Raw genomic sequence first — 17,268 nt, 5'->3', positions numbered from 1 at the left:
GCTTGAGCAGCGCCGAGGTGTCTCGGTCGGAAGGCTCGGCCACGGCCACGCCGATGCTTACGGTCACATGGCCCACGGTTGGAAACACCGCCGCCTCCACGGCCGCACGGATCTTTTCCGCCACCACTTCGGGGCTGTCGGGCTCTTCGACTTCGGGCAGCAGCACCGCGAACTCTTCACCGCCATAACGCGCGACAAAGTCGGTGGCGCGGGTGGTGTTTTCAATCAGTGCGGCCAGTTGGCACAGCACGTCATCGCCGATCGCGTGGCCGTAGGTGTCGTTGACGCGCTTGAAGTAGTCGGCGTCGATCAGCAGCAGAGCGAAGGTGCGGCCGGTACGCTGGAACATCAGGCTGTTTTCGGCAAGTTTTTCATCGAAGCGACGGCGGTTGTAGACCCCGGTCAAGGCATCGTGGGTGGCAAGCTTGAGCAAGTCTGCATTGGCTTGGGTGAGGTCGGCGGTGCGCTGCGCGACGGTGGCTTCCAGGGAGGCGTTGGCTTCTTGAAGTTGGCGCTCCTTGGACAACAGGGATTGGGTCATGCCGGTGAGCGAGCGTCCCAGCTGAGCGATTTCCAGTACCCGGTGTTCCTGGGGGAAGACGGCGCCGGGTTGATGGTCCTGCACCTGCTTGGCGGACCGGGCCAGGCGTTCGATCGGGCGGCTGAGGGTGGACGCCAGGTAGTAGGCGGCCAGTCCGAACACCACCGCCGCGATCAGGCCCAGCAGCAACAATTTGTACAGCAGCACGCGGGCCGGTTGCAGCGCGACGTCCAGAGGCTGGCGCACCATGATGTACCAGCTCACTTTCGCATTCGACGGGCTGGGCACCGCCACCGACGCGGTGACGTAGCCGTTGCCGGTGGACCAGCCCGACGGCGTGCCCAGGTTGGCCGGCGGCATCTGCTGACCCGCCAACGCTTCCGGGTAAAGCACTTTGCCGTCGAAGTCGACAATCAGCGCTTCAAGGTCTGGCACGGCATCCTTCTGCATCACGGCAGAGTCGACGATTTGCGTGACCCAGCGCCAATGCGCATGCGCGCCCAGCACGCCGATGGTCTCGCCCTGGGCATTGCGAATCGGTGCGGCGAAATCGATAAAGCGCAGCGGCTCACCGTTGGCGGCCGCCGGCAGCAGCTTGGTCAGCAGCACGGCCTCATGGGGATCGCCGGTGTACTCGCCGCGCATGCCCGCCTGGAACCACGGCCGTTGCTGCACCGACTGATTGACCAGCAGACCGTTGACCGCCTGGCGCACCTTGCCCTCGGCGTCGGCCACGCCCATCCAGGCATACTCGGCGCGCGACTGGGTGCGCAGTTCCATCAAGGTCAGGATATCCGACGCATCAAGATCGCCCCTGTGCATGATCGGTGCCTTGCTCAGCAAGGACACCTCCAATTGGCGCTCGCGCAGTTGCACGGCCAGCAGCGCAGCGGTGGAGCGCGCCGTACTCAGCAGCGTATTGCCGCTGGCCTGTTTCATCTGTTCGGTGGCGATATGGCCTACATAGACCCCGACGCTCAACAGGGTCAACAACGACAAACTGGCAAACCACAGGGTCAGGTGACTGCGCAGACTGGCTTTGATCATGGGGCTCTATCTGAGGCGGTGAGTCATTACATGGTAGGCGTAATCTCAGGCCGCTTGCCAGTCGTGATTCACGTATTGGTCTTGAGTTTGGTCCATAGGCGCGTGGCCAACCGCGCTATCGCGGGCGGCAGGTCTTCGAGGATGAATAACTTGTCCATCACGGTTTTTGGCGGGTAGATGGCCGGGTCCTGCTTGACGGCCGGCACGAGAAATTCATCTGCCGCGCTGTTGGGATTGGCGTAGTGGATACTGTTGCTGATATTGGCGATCACCTTGGGGTCGAGCAGGTAGTTCATGTAGGCGTAGGCATTTTTTTCATGGGGCGCGGCCTTGGGCATCACCACCATGTCCATCCACAGTGTCGAGCCCTCTTCGGGGATGGAGTAGGCGATCTCGATTCCGTTTTTGGCCTCCTTGGCGCTCGCCGCTGCTTGCACCACGTCGCCGTTGAAACCGATGACCGCGCAGACATTGCCGTTTGCCAGGTCGCTGATGTACTTGGACGCGTGGAAGTACTGGACGTAGGGGCGGATCTTCAATAGTGCCTGCTCGGCCTTTTTATAGTCGGCTGGTTCGTGGCTGTGGTGGGGCAGGCCCAGGTAGTTGAGGGTGATCGGCAGGATCTGCGTCGGGTTGTCGATGATCGCCACGCCGCAACTGCTGAGTTTCTTGATCGTGTCTTCATCGAAGAACATCTTCCATGAGCGGGTGACATCGGTGTTGCCAAAGATCGCCTTGATCTTCTCGACGTTATAGCCGATGCCAGCGGTGCCCCACATGTACGGGAAGCCGTACTGATTGCCGGGGTCATTGGCCTCGAGCTTGTTCATCAGCAGCGGGTCGAGGTTTTTCCAGTTGGGCAACTGGCTGCGGTCCAGCTTCTGGATCGCACCGGCCTTGATCAACCGCGACAGGAAGTGGTTCGAAGGGCTGACCACGTCGTAGCCGGTGTTGCCGGTCATCAACTTGGATTCGAGTACTTCGTTGCTGTCATGAATGTCGTAGGTGGCCTTGATCCCGGTCGCCTGGTTAAAGCGTGTGAGGGTGTCGTCGGCGATGTAGCCGTTCCAGTTGGAGATGTTCACCTCTTCGGCGGCATACCCGGCCACTGAAAACGCGCTGAGCATGACGGCCATGGACAATCGCTTGATGTGCATTGCATTCACCTTTTTTGTTTTAGATTTCTGAACGGGCGCGCACGGCCTCGACACGCATGCGCAGCAACGCGCCGAGATCGAACAATGGACGCGGCGGCAGCCAGCCGGGCTGCGCACGCTGGATGACCGACTGCAACAGCGGCGAGCTGTGCCCCGACGCCCACTCCGCCATCAACCGTCCCCACAGCGTGCCACGCGCCACGCCGGAGCCGTTGCAGCCGGCAATCGCGTACAGGTTGTCCTCGACCTTGGCGAAGTAGGGCTGGCCGGATCGCGATGCACTGAGGTGGCCGGTCCAGGTGTAGTGGATGTCCTGCTCGGTGAGCCAGGGGAAGCGCCGTTGCAAGCCGCGCAGATGGTGATGACGACGCTGCTGCAGTTCGCCGTTGGACAGGTCTCGCATGCGGTACTCGGCCGTGTTGCGGATCATTACGCGGCGGTCCGGGGTCAGGCGTACGGTTGCACCCAGTGGCCGCGTGGACAGCACGCCCCACGGTTCGGCCGCGCATTCCTTGGCCGTTAGCGGTCGGGTGAGGCTGGCACTGAGTTCCATGGGAAACGTGGCGCTGTTGTCGAGGCCGACGCGGGGGATGAACGCGTTGAGGCACACCAGCACGTGCTGCGCTTCGACGGCGGCGCTGGCGCTCGTGGCACGAATGGCGCCGTTGGCCATGCGCTCCAGGCCGGTGATGTCGGTGTTTTCAAACAAGGTGACCGTTGCCGGTAAAGCCTCCAGCAAGCCCTTCACGTACTTGGCCGGTTGCAGCAGCGCGTTGCCGCCACCGCACCAGATGCCGGCCTGGTAATGCGCGGTGCCGAGCTTGCTGTGCAACGCGTCGCCCTGCAGCAGTTCGGCAGATGCGCCGAGAGCCCGCAGCGTCGCGAGCTTGGCATCGACGTGATTGAGTTTGTCGGCGTCATGCACGGCAAAGAAGTAGCCGTTGTCGCGAAAGTCGCAATCGATGCCATGGCGGGTAATGCGTTGGCGTACTTCGTCGCTGGCGGCGCGGGAGATTGCTGTGTCGACTTCAAAGCCGCAGAAGCCTGGGCGCCCCAGCAATTCATTGTCGGCCGGGTGTTCGTGAGCCACGACAAACCCCGAGTTACGCGCCGACGCACCTTGGGCCGCGCATTGACGGTCGATGATCACCACACGTGCCTGAGGGTGCAGGGCCGCCAGGGTATGGGCGGCGCAAAGGCCGGTGATGCCGGCACCGATCACCAGCCAGTCGGCCTGCTGTGTGCCTGTCAGCGGTGCGCGGGCGGGAAGGGCGTCGGTTTGGGCTATCCAGCCACAGGTAGTGTCCACGGGGGCCTCGCTTGCATGCACTGTGCGCATGGATGTTTTAAGTCGATGGCTGGAATTTATAGGGGCATGGGTGATACAACCAACGTTATAAAATCATCCAGCCATTCGGAAAACGCATGGATAAGATCCGGCATGTGCCATCGTTGCAAGGCTTGCAGGCGTTGGTCGAAGTGAGTGACCGCGGCAGTTTCACCCACGCCGCGCAAACGCTGTGCCTAACCCAGAGCGCGGTGAGTCGACAAATACAGCAGTTGGAAAGCCATTTCGGCGTGGCGCTGCTTACGCGCACCAGTCGTCACCTGAGCCTGACGGCCGAGGGCGAGCAGGTGCTGGCCAGTGCGCGCGCTGTCCTGGCCCAGCTCAAGGCGCTGGAAGATCGGATTTCACCGCACAAACGCGCGTTCCGGATTCGCCTGCATGTGTCGCTGGCGGTGCGCTGGCTCCTGCCCAGGCTCAGCGACTTTTACCGCCTGCACCCGGATATTTCTCTGGCGATCGAAACTGTCGCCACGGAAGTGGTCGAGCCAGCCAGTGACAGCGATGCCTACATTCAATACCTGCCCCAATCGCCGAACGATCCGGCTTGCCTGACCCTGTTCCACGAACAACTAGTACCGGTCTGCACGCCCGGCCTGGGGCCGCTGGCATCGCTCGAGGCGTTGCGTCAGGTAGCGCTGCTGCACCGCTCGGTAGACAAGCAAGACTGGCGCGTGTGGCTGGCGGCCAACGGTGCCGGTGCGCTGGAGGATTACCGGCATATCCCGTTCAACCTCGATGAGCTGGCGCTGGACGCGGCCGCACGTGGTCTGGGCGTTGCGATGACCGACCTGACCCTGGCCGCCGAATCCATCGAGCGCGGTGTATTGAGGGTGCCGTTGGGCGAACCCCTGAAAACAGGTGGGGTATATGCGTTGTGTCTGCAGCCTATGGCCGCTTCGCATCCCGGCTGTGCCGTGGTCATGGAGTGGTTCGGGCGGCAGGTGCCGGCTGGATCGGAACATGAGTAGATCTTGTTATTATCTGGGATAAAATGAGTTTGTCTCATGATGAATGCCTGTCGACAATGGCTGCCCTACCTATCGACAGTGGAGTTGCACGTCATAGCACTCGCCCATTCCCTAGGATGTCCACGCATTGGACGCGATCGTGAACTGAAAAAGGCGCAAGAAGCGTTCTGGAAGGGCGAGCTCGACGAAGCCGGCCTGCGTGCCGTCGGCCGTGACCTGCGCAAGACTCATTGGGCGCTGCAGAAGGCAGCGGGCATCGAACTGCTGCGTGCCGGTGATTTTGCCTGGTACGACCAAGTGCTCACCCACATCGCTGATGTTCGGCGTGGTCCCTGAGCGCTTTCGTCCCGCCGATGGCAACGTCACGCTGAACGCCCTGTTCGGCATGGCGCGCGGTGTCAGCGACAGGTGCTGTGGCGGGGCTCACGCCCAGGAAATGACCAAGTGGTTCGATACCATTCGATACCAACTACCACTACCTGGTGCCCGAGTTCAGCGCCGACCAGTACTTCCACCTGGGGTGGGACCAGTTGTTCGAAGAAGTGCAGGAAGCCCGTGAGCTGGGCCATAACGTCAAGCCCGTTGTCATCGGCCCACTGACGTACCTGTGTCTGGGCGTGGTCAACGGCCGCAACGTCTGGCGTTGCGACCTGGAGAAGGCCCTGGCCACGTTGCAGCATGCCCATGAAAAACTCGGTGACCGCCTGTGGGTGGCGCCGTCCTGTTCCTTGCTGCACAGCCCGGTCGACCTGGGCCGAGAAGACAAACTAGCTGCGCGCCGAGCTGGCGTAGCACACAAACCTGTGTAGGAGCCGGCTTGCCGGCGATGGCGCCCGTGAGAACGCCATCGCCGGCAAGCCAGCTCCTGCAGGTAGGGGGTCAGAGGTATTTGAGCCAGGCCAGGTCGCGGCGCCGGGCCTTGAGCCCGGCGAACCAGCGCACGGGCGGGTAGAGGGCTAGCGGCAGTAACAGCGCCACCAGCCAGATAGCGCCGATACTGTCGAAACCGAAGTAGTTGCCGTGGTTGAGGCCGAACCAGGCAACGCAGGCGACGTACAGCACTTTCAGCACATACAGGTGCAGCAAATAGAAGAACATCGGCGCCGCGCCAAAGGTGGCGAGCACACTGATCCAGCGTTTCTGCCCCGCACGCTCAAACGCCAGCAACAGCAGCAACCCAAGCCCCAGGGTCAACGCCAGAAACAACAGCGAAGGCGGATATTTGGTGATGTTGAAAAAGCTCATCAGCGTCTGTACGCCGTTCTCATAGGCATGCCAAGGCTTCTCGCCATAGCCATTGGCGGTGCGCAACACCACGAACCCCACCCAGGCACTTACACCACCCAGCAACAGATAACGCTGGCGCAATGCAGGCTGCATGCCCTTGGCAAACCACGGACCGAGGCCGTACCCCAATGCAATCACGCCAACCCATGGCAGCACCGGGTAGGTAGTACGCAGCCGCAGCGAATCGCCGACGTCGATCCAGTGGCGCTCATGCAGGATCGTCCATGGAATATGCCAGGCCGACCCCGCCTCGAAGTGCAGGCCGTCCAGCAGGTTGTGCCCGCCAATGATCACCAGCGCCAAGGTGATCAGCAGCACGCGCGGCAACCACACCAGCGCGGCCAGGGCGAGCATGCTCACGCCGATGGCCCAGATCACCTGCAGGTAGATCACGCTGGGCGGCAGTTGGAAGGTCCAGGCGAAGTTGACCAGGGTAAATTCCAGCACTACCAGGAACAGCCCGCGCTTGAACAGGAACGCCGACACATCGCGGCGGCCCGAGTACTTCTGGCCGTACAACCAGGCGGATAAGCCGGTGAGCAGCACAAATACCGGCGCGCACAGATGGGCGAGGGTGCGGCTGACAAACAGCGCGGGCTCAGTGCTGTCGATGCTCATCGGGTCGCTGACCTGACGGTGCAGCAGGAACGTTTCGCGGACGTGGTCCAGCAGCATGAACAGGATCACCAGGCCGCGCAGGGCGTCGATGGAAAGCAGGCGTTGGCGTAGGCGAGTGGTGTCGGTCATGGACGGAATCACAGGGCAGGGCGGCAAAGGGGCGTTATCCTATAACATTAATTTGCGCGTTGCCGCGTTTCATCGCTCGGATTAGAATGCGATCAATTCTTAATTACTCCTTGGCCCCCCGTGCCGGTGATTCGCATGTCGTCCCCCCTCAATCTGCCTGTCCAGGAGCTGTACTGCGAACACCACGGATGGTTGTACCGCTGGCTCGACCGCAAGCTGGGCAATGCCAGCGATGCGGCGGACCTGGCCCACGATACCTTCATGCGCTTGCTGACCCGCCAGAACAGCGCCGGTTTCGGCAGTGAGCCGCGGGCGTTGCTCACCCACATCGCCAAGGGCTTGATGATCGACAGCTGGCGCCGCCAGGAAGTCGAACGCGCCTACCTGGAAACCATCGCCCACCTGCCGGAGCAGGAAGTCCCGTCGCCGGAAACCCGCTGGCTGATCCTTGAGGCGCTGTACCGCATCGAAGCCATGCTGCGCGATTTACCGGAAAAGACCCGCCAGGCCTTCCTGATGTCGCAGATCGATGGCCTGACTTACGCGCAGATCGCCGATGAATTGAAGGTGTCGCTGGCCTCGGTCAAACGCTACATGCGCGATGCGTTCCTGGCATGCCTGAGCGTGGCATGACCCCGTCCATCGACCCGCTGATCCTTGGCGAAGCCGCCGACTGGATGGTGCAGTTGCAGTCCGGCAGTGCCACCGACGAGGACCGTCGCGCCATCGCCCAGTGGCAGGGCCGCAGCGCCCAGCATGCCCAGGCCTGGCAACGCGCGGAAGCGATCCTGGGTGACTTCGACAGCGTGCCGGCTGCGATTGCCGGTGACACCCTCAAGCGCATCGGTCGCAAAAAATCCCTCGGCCGCCGCCAGGCCCTCGGGCTGTTGCTGCTGACGGCGCCGGCGAGCTGGCTGGCTTATCGGCAGAAGCCCTGGCAGTCGTGGACCGCCGACCAGCACACCGCCATCGGCGAACAACGCAACCTCACCTTGCCCGATGGCACGCGCCTGCTGATCAACACCGCCAGTTCACTGAATATCGCCTTCACCGATCAGGTGCGGCGTATCGAGTTGCTGCAGGGCGAAGTGATGATCACCACCGCCAGGGACCCCGCACCCACCCATCGTCCGTTTATCGTGCAGACCCGCCACGGCACGGCGCGGGCCCTGGGCACGCATTTCAGCGTGCGCGTCGGTGAGCAGAGCAGCCGCGTGGCGGTGCTCGAGGGCGCGGTGGAAATGCTCCCGGAGCATGCCAGCCGTGGGCTGATCCTCAAGGCCGGCGAGCAAAGCGCCTTTGGCAGTGACAGCGTGGCTGCGGTGCAGCCGCTGGAGATCAGCGCAACCACGTGGGAAAACGGCATGCTGCTGGCCCAGCAGATGCGCCTGGCGGACTTGCTCGACGAGCTGGGACGCTACCGTCACGGTGTGTTGCGCTGCCATCACAGCGTGGCCGGGCTGACTGTCTCCGGGGCGTTCCCGCTGCGCGACACCGACGCCAGCCTGCGCCTGCTGCAGGAAACCCTGCCGGTCAACGTCAGCAGCCTGACCGGCTACTGGGTGACGGTCGAGCCGCGCTGAATTTTTTTCGACGTCCGCTGATACCTTTTTCGTTGTCGCCCGGTGTAGGGGAGAACCCTCAACTCTGCACCGCGCCGACAGGAATGCCCATGACCTTCACACCGCACCCCATTCGCCCCTTGAAGGCCTTGAGCCTGGCTGTTGCCCTCGCCGCCATCGCACCGTTGCACAGTGCCGTGGCAGCGCAGGCAGCATCGACCAGCGCGGCGCGCACCTACACCCTTGCGCCGGGGCCGTTGGGCAATGTGCTTGCGCAGTTTGCGGCGTTGTCCGGGGTGCCATTGTCGTTTGATTCCACGCTGCTCAATGATCAGCAAAGCGCCGGTTTGCAGGGTAGCTTCACCGCGCAGTCGGGCTTCATGCAACTGCTGCAAGGCAGCGGCTATACCCTGCAAAGCACCGGTGGCAACGGCTACACCGTGGTGCCTGAGGCCACGGGCGATACGTTGCAGTTGGGCGCGACCACCATCAGCGGTGAGAGCGGGGCGCAGGTGGACACGTATGGCGGTGGCCAGGTCGCGCGTTCGGCGCGCCTCGGTGTGTTGGGCAATCGCTCGATCAATGATGTGCCGTTCAGCGTGGTCAGCTACACCGCCAAGACCATCGCCGACCAGCAGGCGCGGACCGTGGGGGATGTGCTGCTCAATGACGCGTCGGTGCGCCAGTCCAATGGCTTTGGCAACTTCTCCCAGGTCTTCACCATTCGCGGGCTGCCGCTGAACACCGATGACATCGCCTTCAATGGCCTGTACGGCGTGCTGCCGCGGCAGATCATCACCACCGAGGCGTTGGAGCGGGTCGAGTTGTTCAAGGGCCCCAACGCGTTCGTCAATGGTGTGTCGCCGGCGGGCAGTGGCATTGGCGGCAGCGTCAACCTGGTGCCCAAGCGCGCCGAAGACGCACCCACGCGCAGCGTCACTCTCGACACCACCACCGATGGCCAGAGTGGCGGCCACCTCGACCTGGGCCAGCGATTTGGCGAAGACAACCGCTTCGGCGCGCGGGTCAACCTGGCCAGGCATGGCGGCGACACGGCCATCGAGGACGAATTCAAAAGCTCGCAACTGGTGGCGGTCGCCCTGGACTACCGTGGCGATCGCTTGCGGGTGTCCACCGACTTCGGTTACCAGAAAGAGCGCATCAACAACGGTCGCTCGGTGGTGTACCCCAATGGCACCCAAGTGCCGAAGGCGCCATCCGCCAAGCATAACTATGCCCAGGACTGGAGCTGGTCGGAGCTGGAAGACACCTACGGCATGTTCAATGCCGAGTACGATTTGAATGAAAGCTGGACGGCTTATGTGGGGGGCGGGGCCAAGCATACGCGGGAGAATGGCCAGTATTCGTCGCTGTATGTGGGCAACGACGGCAGCGGTCGCGTGGGCTTTTTGTACTCGCCTCACGATGAAGACAACAAGAGTGCCATGGCCGGCTTGAACGGGCATTTCAATACAGGGCCGGTGACCCATCAGGTCAACGTTGGTTTGTCGGGCATCTGGGGCGAGCAGCGTTCGGCCTTCGAGGCGATCCTGCAGGGCAACCGCCGCCCCGGCAATCTGTACAACCCGACCCAGATCCCGCGTCCGACCGTTACGTACTTCGGCAGCGATATCCATGACCCGCGCATCGTCGGCAAGAACCGCATCAAGAGCGCGGCGGTGTCCGACACCCTGGGCTTTATCGACGATCGCGTGCTGCTGACCCTGGGCGTACGTCGTCAGACCATTGAAGTGGATGCGTGGAACACCACCACGGGGCTGCGCAACGCCAACTATGACGAGTCCATCACCACACCGGTTTACGGCCTGGTGGTCAAACCGTGGGAGCACGTGTCTTTCTACGCCAACCGCATCGAAGGGTTGGCCCAGGGGCCGACGGCGCCGTCCAACGTCACCAACCGCGACGAAGTGTTTGCGCCTAACCGCAGCAAACAGACGGAAGCCGGGGTGAAGCTGGATTGGGACACCTATGGCGCCACCTTGGGGGTGTACCGTATCGAGCAGCCGAACAGCTCCACGTCGCGCCTGCCCGGCAATAGCCTGGACACCTTCAGCGTCGATGGCGAGCAGATCAACAAAGGCGTGGAGCTGAACGTCTTCGGCGAACCGGTCGATGGCCTGCGCCTGCTGGCCGGTGCGACCTGGATGAACACCGAACTGAAGAACACCTCCAACGGCCTCAGCGACGGCAACCGCGCTGCCGGTGTGCCGCGCTTCCAGTACAACGTCGGCGCCGACTGGGACATTCCCGGTATCCAGGGCGCCGCCGTCAACGCGCGGATGCTGCGCACCGGTGGCGAGTACGTCAACGCCACCAACACCCTGAGCATCCCGGCCTGGTCCCGCGTCGACCTCGGCGCCCGCTATGGTTTCAAGGCGGACGACAAATACGTGACCCTGCGCGCCAATGTCGAAAACGTGGCGAACAAGGCGTATTGGGCCTCGGCATCGACCGCCAACAACTACCTGACCCAGGGCGAGCCGCGCACGGTCAAGCTCTCGGCAACGGTGGACTTCTGATCCGCCAATACGCTTGTCTCTGCCTTGTGGGCTTGTTGTGGTGAGCGGGCAATCCCGCTCACCACAATTGATATCGGGTTTCTGCTACCGTCGAGGCAATCGATTGAGAATAGGTAGCGACTATGAGCAACGACACCCCGCAATCCGTCATCGACTTCTGGAAAAACGCCGGCCCCAAGCGCTGGTTTGCCAAGGACGATGCCTTCGACGCCGCCTTCCGCGAGACTTTCCACGATACCCACCTGCGCGCCGCCCGGCGTGAACTGGAAAGCTGGCTGGACTCGGCGCAAGGGGCCCTGGCGTTGTTGATCCTGCTCGACCAATTTCCCCGCAACGCCTTTCGTGGCACCGCGCATATGTTCGCCACCGACCCGCTGGCGCGCCTGTATGCCCGGCGCATGGTCGACGCCGGGCTTGATCGGCAGGTCGAGCCGACATTGCGTGCCTTCTGTTATCTGCCGTTCGAGCATTCCGAGGATCCAGCCGACCAGCAACGCTCCCTGGCACTCAACCAGCAACTGGACGCCAACACCTACCATTGGGCCCAGGAGCACGCCGAGATCATCGAGCGGTTCGGGCGGTTTCCCCATCGTAATGAGGTGCTGGCGCGGGACACCACGAACGAAGAGCGCGCTTTTCTGAACAAGGGCGGGTTTGCCGGCTAGCCCGGTATTCCGTCCAGGAATGCCTCCATAAAAACAGCGCATTGTCTTTCTGGCGGCACATCTCGTAGCGTGGTGTTCCCCTCAAGGAGAATCGTTATGAGCCAGCGTCCGTTGCGTCTGTATGTTGATCATCTGTACACCAGCCCCTACGCCATGTCGGTGTTTGTCGCCTTGCGGGAAAAAGGCCTGGCGTTCGACACGATCACCCTGGACCTGGATGCCGCGCAACAGCACGCGGCCGACTTTGCCCGGCTGTCCCTGACCCAGCGCGTCCCCACCTGGGTAGAAGGCGACTTTGCGCTGTCCGAGTCCTCGGCAATCACCGAGTACCTGGAGCAGGCCTACCCAGGCACGCCGGTTTACCCGGCCGATGCCAAGCAGCGGGCGAGGGCGCGACAGGTGCAGGCATGGCTGCGCAGCGATTTGTTGCCGATCCGTCAGGAGCGCTCGACGATGGTGGTGTTCTACGGGCAGAAGATGCCGCCACTGACCGCTGTGGCTGAAGCGGCGGCGGCCAAGTTGATCAGTGCGGCGCAAGCGCTGTTGGCCGGCAATCGGCCTTACTTGTTCGGTGAGTGGTCCATTGCTGACGCGGACCTGGCCGTGATGCTCAATCGCTTGATCCTCAACGGTGACAGCGTGCCCGCCGAATTGGTGAGCTACGCCCAGCGCCAGTGGCAACGGCCGTCCGTGCAGGCATGGGTCAACCTGCAACGCCCTGTGTCGTAGGGCTGCCGGCCATTTGCGCGACGCGGCGGTCCAGGTCCTCCCAGTCCGCCATGCCCAACACCCGCGTGGTGTTCAAGCCACGCAGGTAACCGCGCAGTTGATGGGCGCTGGCGCTGACCTGGTCCGCGCTCGCCGCCGCGTCCTGCAGCACGTCTTCATAGTCGACCAGGTAATCGGCGACGCGCTCGCGAAACTCCGGCAGGACGGCTTCGCGGATGCGGTCGAAGGTTTTCTGGTGGGGCTTCATGGCGTGGTCCTTATAGGTTTTATGGGTGCACTATCGGTTCAGATAATAGTCACCATCACGGATCGCAAGTTCTGTTTTTGCAGGAAAAGCGGAAAATCACGCCCATCGAGACGCTGTTCAAGGAAATGCGCGATGAGGACGTTTATTCAGCTGGTTCTAATGATGTTGATGCTTGGCACGGTTGCGATCAACAATGCGGCACTCGCCGATGATCTGCGTACAAGCCATTTGCTACCACTCGGCGCTGGCGTAGAATCCCTGCAGCACGCACAGTCGGTGGGTGTATTGCTGAGCGATAACACCCGCGACAACCTCAGCTACCTTGAACGCTACCACGACATGGCCTTGAATGGCGCCAAGGATGCCCTCGACGGGCGTATCCGCCAGGCGTTCGTCAACAGCTCCGACCCGGAACTGGCCATCGATTGGTTGATGAGCTCGCTGCAAGGCACTTTTTTGTCGGTGACGGTCTACGACAACCTGGACGCCCTGGTGCAGGCTCACCCCGATGTGGTGGTGATGCTCGATACCCATAACCAACTGCTGACCCAGCGTAACGACCAGGTCGAGGCGCGTTTCATTGCGCGGTTCTACGACGCGAACCTGCAATACATCGCCAAGGCCGAAGGCTCGGTGCACAAGCAGGTGCCGTCGGTGTGGGTGCATGACAAGGCCGCACCGGAAATTGCCGCGCAGATCGAACAGCAGCGGGATGTGCAACTCGATGCCTTGAAGCAGTTCGATGCGTCGCTCAAGTCTTTAGTCCGTGCGGGTTGATGTGAACCTTTATTTTTTATAATCAGGAATTTTTCATGCGCGCTTTTTTTGTCCCGGCCTTGGCCTTTGCTTCCCTGTTGCTGGCCGGTTGTGTTTCCGCTCCCAACGCCCCGACCCTGACCCTGCAAACCAGCAAGGGCCCCGAAGCCTATGTGCAATGCGTGGTGCCCAAGCTCGAGAAACACGGGATCAGCTCCACCGTGACGCAGAACTCGCGTCACGCCAAGGTGGTGTTGACCAGCAAGATTGCCGCCGATGATGTGCTGGAAGCCTACAAGTCCCAGGACGGCGGCAAAGTGTTCCTGTATGAGCGCAAGCCGTTGGCGTCGACCATCACGCCGTCGCGGTTGGAGTTGGCAGCGCAAGAATGCAGGTAACACGTGCGCTGTAGGCGCCGGCAAACCGTGCTACTAAAGAGTGTTTGGTTTGGCTTCGTGACTGAAGTTATTGACGGTCTTGACCAGCCCTTGCGCAGCCAACGCCACCAACTCCCCGCCTTTTTCTACAGTCGCCAGCGCCGGGTCCGAGCCCATGCGCCCGTCGGGGAAGCGTGCGCGGAAGTCCAGCGCTTCGCGGATCGGCCCGGTGTTGGCGATTTGCGGTGAGTAGTCGGTGGTCTTGATCGACTCCGGGTACGCCCACTGCGTCACCGCAATCTCCGATGGCGTGGCATGGCTGCCATGGCCCACCGGGAATTGGCGCTGGGCCAGGTCGGTCACGCCTTCCAGGTCCCACCAGTTCACCAGTTTCAGCGCGAACCCGGCCGGACGGCGGGCAAAACTGGCTTCGGCATACAGCTCGGAAAACGCGGCTTCAATGGTGGCGATATTGCCGCCATGGCCGTTCAGAAACAGAATCTTCTCGAAACCGTGCCCGGCCAGCGAACGCACCCAGTCGCCAATCGCGGCGATAAAGGTGGAAGGGCGCAGGGAAATGGTGCCGGGAAAACCCAGGTGATGCTGGGCCATGCCGATATTGAACGTCGGGCCGATCAGGATATCGGCGTTCTTTTGCGCCTCATGGGCAATGATCTCCGGGCACATCCAGTCGGTGCCGAGCAGGCCGGTAGGGCCGTGCTGCTCATTGGAGCCGATTGGAATCACCACCGTGCGGCTGCGTTCCAGGAACTGGCCGATCTCGATCCAGGTGGAGTGGTGTAGAAGCATGCGAGGCTCTCTTTTTTATCGATGGGGACAGGCTATCCGCCACGGATTGTACGACTACTCGCCACCTGCTGGGGCTTGCAATTGAGGTACGTCGAGGACTTCAGCCAGCGCTGGTCGGGGTACCACGAAAACATGAACTGCCCATCCTTGAGCTTATCCACCACCTGCCGCGCCACCTGCGGGCGCACGGCCGGGCAACCCTGGCTGCGGCCGATGCGGCCTTCGCGCTTGCTCCACAAGGGGCTCACGTAGTCGGCGGCGTGGATCACCAGGGCTCGGTCGCGGGCCTGGTCATTGAAACCCGGCTCCAGGCCGTCCATGCGCAACGAGTAACCGTGGGCGCCCAGGTAACTTTCCTGGGTGCGGAACAGGCCCAGGCTCGACTGGTGGCTGCCTTCGAGATTGGAGAACTGGGTGGCGAAGTTTTCCCCGGACTTGGCGCCATGGGCGACCAGATCGCGCAGCACCAGGGTCTTCTTGCGCAAATCGAAGATCCACAGCCGACGGGCGGTCGAAGGCTGGGAGTAGTCAATAACCGCTAGGCGTTCGGAACGTTCCTCGCCATTATTGACCGCACACTGCACGGCGCTCAGGGCGCTTTTGAGTACAGTGGGATTGAGTTCTGGAGCCGAGCGCGCCAGGCTGCTATACAAGGAAGGAGGAGTGCCATTGGCGGCGAGCGCAGTCGTGCTCAGCGCGGCCAGGCTCACGGTGATCAAGCCCAGGGTGGTCATCCCGAGCCGGCACATAAAAGTCAGCATCTACAGTACATCCCCCCACTGTGGATTGGAGCAAAGCCAATTGTTCAAAAAACACGCATGTTACTTGAGCATTTGCCTGCTCGTTGCACCACTGGTCGCGACAGCCGACGCGCTGCCGGTCGAACCGTTGCCGGTGACAACGCCGGCGCCGGTCGATCTGGCGCCTGTCCAGCAGGCCCTGGCGCAACTGCCGAGTGTTTGCCCCGGCCTGGCGCCGCAGATCGACGTCGCCGCCCAACTGCGCCTGCAAGCCTTCTACCAGCAACAGGGCAACGTGCCGCTGTGGTCCGCCGATGAGCGCCGGCAAGCCCTGCACGCTCAGGTGCTGATGCTCGCCGATGACGGCCTGGACCCCAACCACTATAGCCTGCCTGCGGTGGATGCCACGGCCAACGTGCTGTGCAGCGATATCGGCATCAGCCAACACTACTTGCAAGCCTTGCAGGATTTGCATTACGGGCGCCTGCAGCAATCGCGCTTCGAACCGTTGTGGCATTCCCAGCCGCCCAGCCGCGACGCCGACACCGAAGTGCTGGCCTTCGCCGCCACGGGCCTACAAGACCTGGCCCAGGCGTTTGACCAGGCACGTCCCAGCGCCGATTTGTACCGCAGCTTGCGCAATGCGTACTCCACCGTGCGCCAGCAGCCATTGCCGCATTGGGACCCGGTGGCCAGCGGTCCTCTGCTGCGCCCCGGCATGCAAGACCCGCGCGTCCCGGAACTGGCACGGCGCCTGATCAGTGGCGGCTACCTGGCCAAGGCACCCAGCGGCACGCAATACCGCGACGAACTGGTCAAGGCGGTCAAGGCGTTCCAGCTCAGCCATTCCTTGCAGGCCGACGGCGTGATCGGTGCCGGCACCGTGGCCGAGCTGAATATCAGCCCGGCAGTTCGCCGCGAGCAACTGCGCATCAACCTCGAACGCTTCCGCTGGCTGGCCCAGGACCTGGAGCCCGAAGGCGTGCTGGTCAACGTCGCCGCAGCGCAACTGAGCGTGTACCAGAGTGGCATCCCCGTGTGGCAAACCCGCCTGCAAGTCGGTCGGGCCGAACGCCAGACGCCGCTGCTCAAATCGCGCATCACCCGCCTGACGCTCAACCCTACCTGGACCATCCCGCCCACTATCATGCGTGAGGACAAACTCCCGGCCATTCGCCTGAACCCCGAATACCTGCGCCAGCAAAACCTGCAAGTGCTCGACGCCGAAGGCCACCCACTGGCCCCCGAACAAATCGACTGGGCACGCCCCGGCAATATCCTGCTACGCCAGGAAGCCGGGCCGCGCAACCCGCTGGGCAAGATCGTCATGCGTTTTCCCAACCCGTACTCGGTGTACCTGCACGACACGCCAAGCCAGCCGCTGTTTACCAAAGGGCCGCGAGCGTTCAGTTCGGGCTGCGTGCGGGTTGAACAACCCTTGTTGCTGCGGGATCTGTTGGTGAGCCCGGCCGAACGCGCCCGCACCGACGAACTGCTGGCCACCGGCGTGACCCATGAGTTCAGGCTGGCGACGCCGGTACCGGTGCTGTTGGGCTACTGGACCGTCGAGGTCGACCGCCAGGGCGGCCTGGTGTACGCGCCGGATATCTACGGGCGCGACCTGGTGCTGATGAAGGCGATGGGGAGTGTGCTCTGAGGCAGTGCTACCTGTGTATCCAGAGGGCTTGTTGTGGCAGGGCAGTTTTTTGTGGCAAAAGTGATTGTTGTGGTGAACCAGGTTGTTGTG

16 protein-coding genes and 1 pseudogene are annotated in these 17,268 nt (G+C 62.5%); 10 read left to right on the top strand and 7 right to left on the bottom strand.

Annotated features, from left to right (window positions below; all coding sequences use genetic code 11):
• The 3 genes from BM70_RS0129900 to BM70_RS0129890 all read right to left on the bottom strand — a co-directional run.
• Positions 1 to 1,588: GGDEF domain-containing protein (locus BM70_RS0129900; RefSeq protein WP_025859427.1), on the bottom strand; the 1,588-nt coding region annotated here is incomplete at its 3' end.
• 68 nt (positions 1,589 to 1,656) lie between these two features.
• Positions 1,657 to 2,745: a polyamine ABC transporter substrate-binding protein gene (locus BM70_RS0129895; RefSeq protein WP_025859426.1), complete on the bottom strand. Its 1,089-nt coding sequence runs from the start codon at positions 2,743 to 2,745 to the stop codon at positions 1,657 to 1,659.
• Positions 2,746 to 2,764: 19 nt separating this feature from the next.
• Complete coding sequence (locus tag BM70_RS0129890; RefSeq protein ID WP_025859425.1) at positions 2,765 to 4,054, bottom strand: FAD-binding oxidoreductase; 1,290 nt, start codon at positions 4,052 to 4,054, stop codon at positions 2,765 to 2,767.
• Between the two features lie 116 nt (positions 4,055 to 4,170).
• Between BM70_RS0129890 and BM70_RS0129885 the strand changes: the two genes are divergently transcribed.
• A complete protein-coding gene (locus BM70_RS0129885; RefSeq protein ID WP_025859424.1) occupies positions 4,171 to 5,061 on the top strand; it encodes a LysR family transcriptional regulator in 891 nt (296 codons plus the stop codon).
• Positions 5,062 to 5,154: 93 nt separating this feature from the next.
• Positions 5,155 to 5,837 (top strand): annotated as a pseudogene (locus tag BM70_RS32895) (hypothetical protein); the annotation flags it as partial.
• Positions 5,838 to 5,940: 103 nt separating this feature from the next.
• Here BM70_RS32895 and BM70_RS0129870 read toward each other — a convergent pair.
• Complete coding sequence (locus tag BM70_RS0129870; protein WP_025859421.1) at positions 5,941 to 7,095, bottom strand: DUF1624 domain-containing protein; 1,155 nt, start codon at positions 7,093 to 7,095, stop codon at positions 5,941 to 5,943.
• Positions 7,096 to 7,230: 135 nt separating this feature from the next.
• Between BM70_RS0129870 and BM70_RS0129865 the strand changes: the two genes are divergently transcribed.
• The 5 genes from BM70_RS0129865 to yfcF all read left to right on the top strand — a co-directional run bounded on the left by BM70_RS0129865 (position 7,231) and on the right by yfcF (position 12,591).
• The gene (locus BM70_RS0129865) at positions 7,231 to 7,728 is read left to right on the top strand and encodes a sigma-70 family RNA polymerase sigma factor (RefSeq protein ID WP_043274439.1); all 498 of its coding nucleotides are present in this window, start codon (positions 7,231 to 7,233) and stop codon (positions 7,726 to 7,728) included.
• Positions 7,725 to 8,678, top strand: coding sequence for a FecR domain-containing protein (locus BM70_RS0129860; protein WP_025859419.1), 954 nt, complete (start codon positions 7,725 to 7,727; stop codon positions 8,676 to 8,678). Before BM70_RS0129865 ends, BM70_RS0129860 begins: the two co-directional genes overlap by 4 nt.
• Positions 8,679 to 8,767: 89 nt before the next feature.
• Positions 8,768 to 11,197: a TonB-dependent receptor gene (locus BM70_RS0129855; protein ID WP_025859418.1), complete on the top strand. Its 2,430-nt coding sequence runs from the start codon at positions 8,768 to 8,770 to the stop codon at positions 11,195 to 11,197.
• Between the two features lie 122 nt (positions 11,198 to 11,319).
• Complete coding sequence (locus BM70_RS0129850) at positions 11,320 to 11,862, top strand: DUF924 family protein (protein WP_025859417.1); 543 nt, start codon at positions 11,320 to 11,322, stop codon at positions 11,860 to 11,862.
• A gap of 96 nt (positions 11,863 to 11,958) precedes the next feature.
• Entirely contained in the window at positions 11,959 to 12,591 is a 633-nt protein-coding gene (yfcF, locus tag BM70_RS0129845; RefSeq protein ID WP_025859416.1) for a glutathione transferase, read from the top strand.
• Here the strand turns inward: yfcF and BM70_RS0129840 are convergent.
• Positions 12,566 to 12,838, bottom strand: coding sequence for a hypothetical protein (locus BM70_RS0129840; protein WP_025859415.1), 273 nt, complete (start codon positions 12,836 to 12,838; stop codon positions 12,566 to 12,568). The two genes, yfcF and BM70_RS0129840, sit on opposite strands and share 26 nt — an antisense overlap.
• A gap of 132 nt (positions 12,839 to 12,970) precedes the next feature.
• Here BM70_RS0129840 and BM70_RS0129835 point away from each other — a divergent pair, with 132 nt between their 5' ends.
• Entirely contained in the window at positions 12,971 to 13,615 is a 645-nt protein-coding gene (locus BM70_RS0129835) for a hypothetical protein (protein ID WP_025859414.1), read from the top strand.
• Positions 13,616 to 13,650: 35 nt separating this feature from the next.
• On the top strand, positions 13,651 to 13,992 hold the full coding sequence (locus tag BM70_RS0129830; protein ID WP_025859413.1) for a hypothetical protein: 342 nt from the start codon (positions 13,651 to 13,653) through the stop codon (positions 13,990 to 13,992).
• A gap of 33 nt (positions 13,993 to 14,025) precedes the next feature.
• Here BM70_RS0129830 and BM70_RS0129825 read toward each other — a convergent pair whose 3' ends face one another.
• Together BM70_RS0129825 and BM70_RS0129820 are read right to left on the bottom strand one after the other, a co-directional pair.
• On the bottom strand, positions 14,026 to 14,781 hold the full coding sequence (locus BM70_RS0129825; RefSeq protein ID WP_025859412.1) for a creatininase family protein: 756 nt from the start codon (positions 14,779 to 14,781) through the stop codon (positions 14,026 to 14,028).
• Positions 14,782 to 14,813: 32 nt separating this feature from the next.
• A complete protein-coding gene (locus tag BM70_RS0129820) occupies positions 14,814 to 15,542 on the bottom strand; it encodes a murein L,D-transpeptidase catalytic domain family protein (RefSeq protein ID WP_025859411.1) in 729 nt (242 codons plus the stop codon).
• 40 nt (positions 15,543 to 15,582) lie between these two features.
• Between BM70_RS0129820 and BM70_RS0129815 the strand changes: the two genes are divergently transcribed.
• Entirely contained in the window at positions 15,583 to 17,178 is a 1,596-nt protein-coding gene (locus BM70_RS0129815) for a murein L,D-transpeptidase (protein WP_025859410.1), read from the top strand.
• The last annotated feature ends 90 nt before the right edge of the window (positions 17,179 to 17,268 follow it).

The organism is Pseudomonas sp. CHM02 (genome assembly GCF_000612585.1).
Taxonomy (GTDB): domain Bacteria; phylum Pseudomonadota; class Gammaproteobacteria; order Pseudomonadales; family Pseudomonadaceae; genus Aquipseudomonas.
Note: the sequence above shows the minus strand (reverse complement) of the source record. Positions and strands in the feature narration are given on the sequence as shown.

Bases quoted from the DNA above. Each gene is read 5' to 3' on its own strand.
- BM70_RS0129895 (WP_025859426.1), bottom strand. From the start codon at position 2,745: ATGCACATCAAGCGATTGTCCATGGCCGTCATGCTCAGCGCGTTTTCA.
- BM70_RS0129885 (WP_025859424.1), top strand. From the start codon at position 4,171: ATGGATAAGATCCGGCATGTGCCATCGTTGCAAGGCTTGCAGGCGTTG.
- BM70_RS0129870 (WP_025859421.1), bottom strand. From the start codon at position 7,095: ATGACCGACACCACTCGCCTACGCCAACGCCTGCTTTCCATCGACGCC.
- BM70_RS0129865 (WP_043274439.1), top strand. From the start codon at position 7,231: ATGTCGTCCCCCCTCAATCTGCCTGTCCAGGAGCTGTACTGCGAACAC.
- BM70_RS0129860 (WP_025859419.1), top strand. From the start codon at position 7,725: ATGACCCCGTCCATCGACCCGCTGATCCTTGGCGAAGCCGCCGACTGG.
- BM70_RS0129855 (WP_025859418.1), top strand. From the start codon at position 8,768: ATGACCTTCACACCGCACCCCATTCGCCCCTTGAAGGCCTTGAGCCTG.
- BM70_RS0129850 (WP_025859417.1), top strand. From the start codon at position 11,320: ATGAGCAACGACACCCCGCAATCCGTCATCGACTTCTGGAAAAACGCC.
- yfcF (WP_025859416.1), top strand. From the start codon at position 11,959: ATGAGCCAGCGTCCGTTGCGTCTGTATGTTGATCATCTGTACACCAGC.
- BM70_RS0129840 (WP_025859415.1), bottom strand. From the start codon at position 12,838: ATGAAGCCCCACCAGAAAACCTTCGACCGCATCCGCGAAGCCGTCCTG.
- BM70_RS0129835 (WP_025859414.1), top strand. From the start codon at position 12,971: ATGAGGACGTTTATTCAGCTGGTTCTAATGATGTTGATGCTTGGCACG.
- BM70_RS0129830 (WP_025859413.1), top strand. From the start codon at position 13,651: ATGCGCGCTTTTTTTGTCCCGGCCTTGGCCTTTGCTTCCCTGTTGCTG.
- BM70_RS0129825 (WP_025859412.1), bottom strand. From the start codon at position 14,781: ATGCTTCTACACCACTCCACCTGGATCGAGATCGGCCAGTTCCTGGAA.
- BM70_RS0129820 (WP_025859411.1), bottom strand. From the start codon at position 15,542: ATGCTGACTTTTATGTGCCGGCTCGGGATGACCACCCTGGGCTTGATC.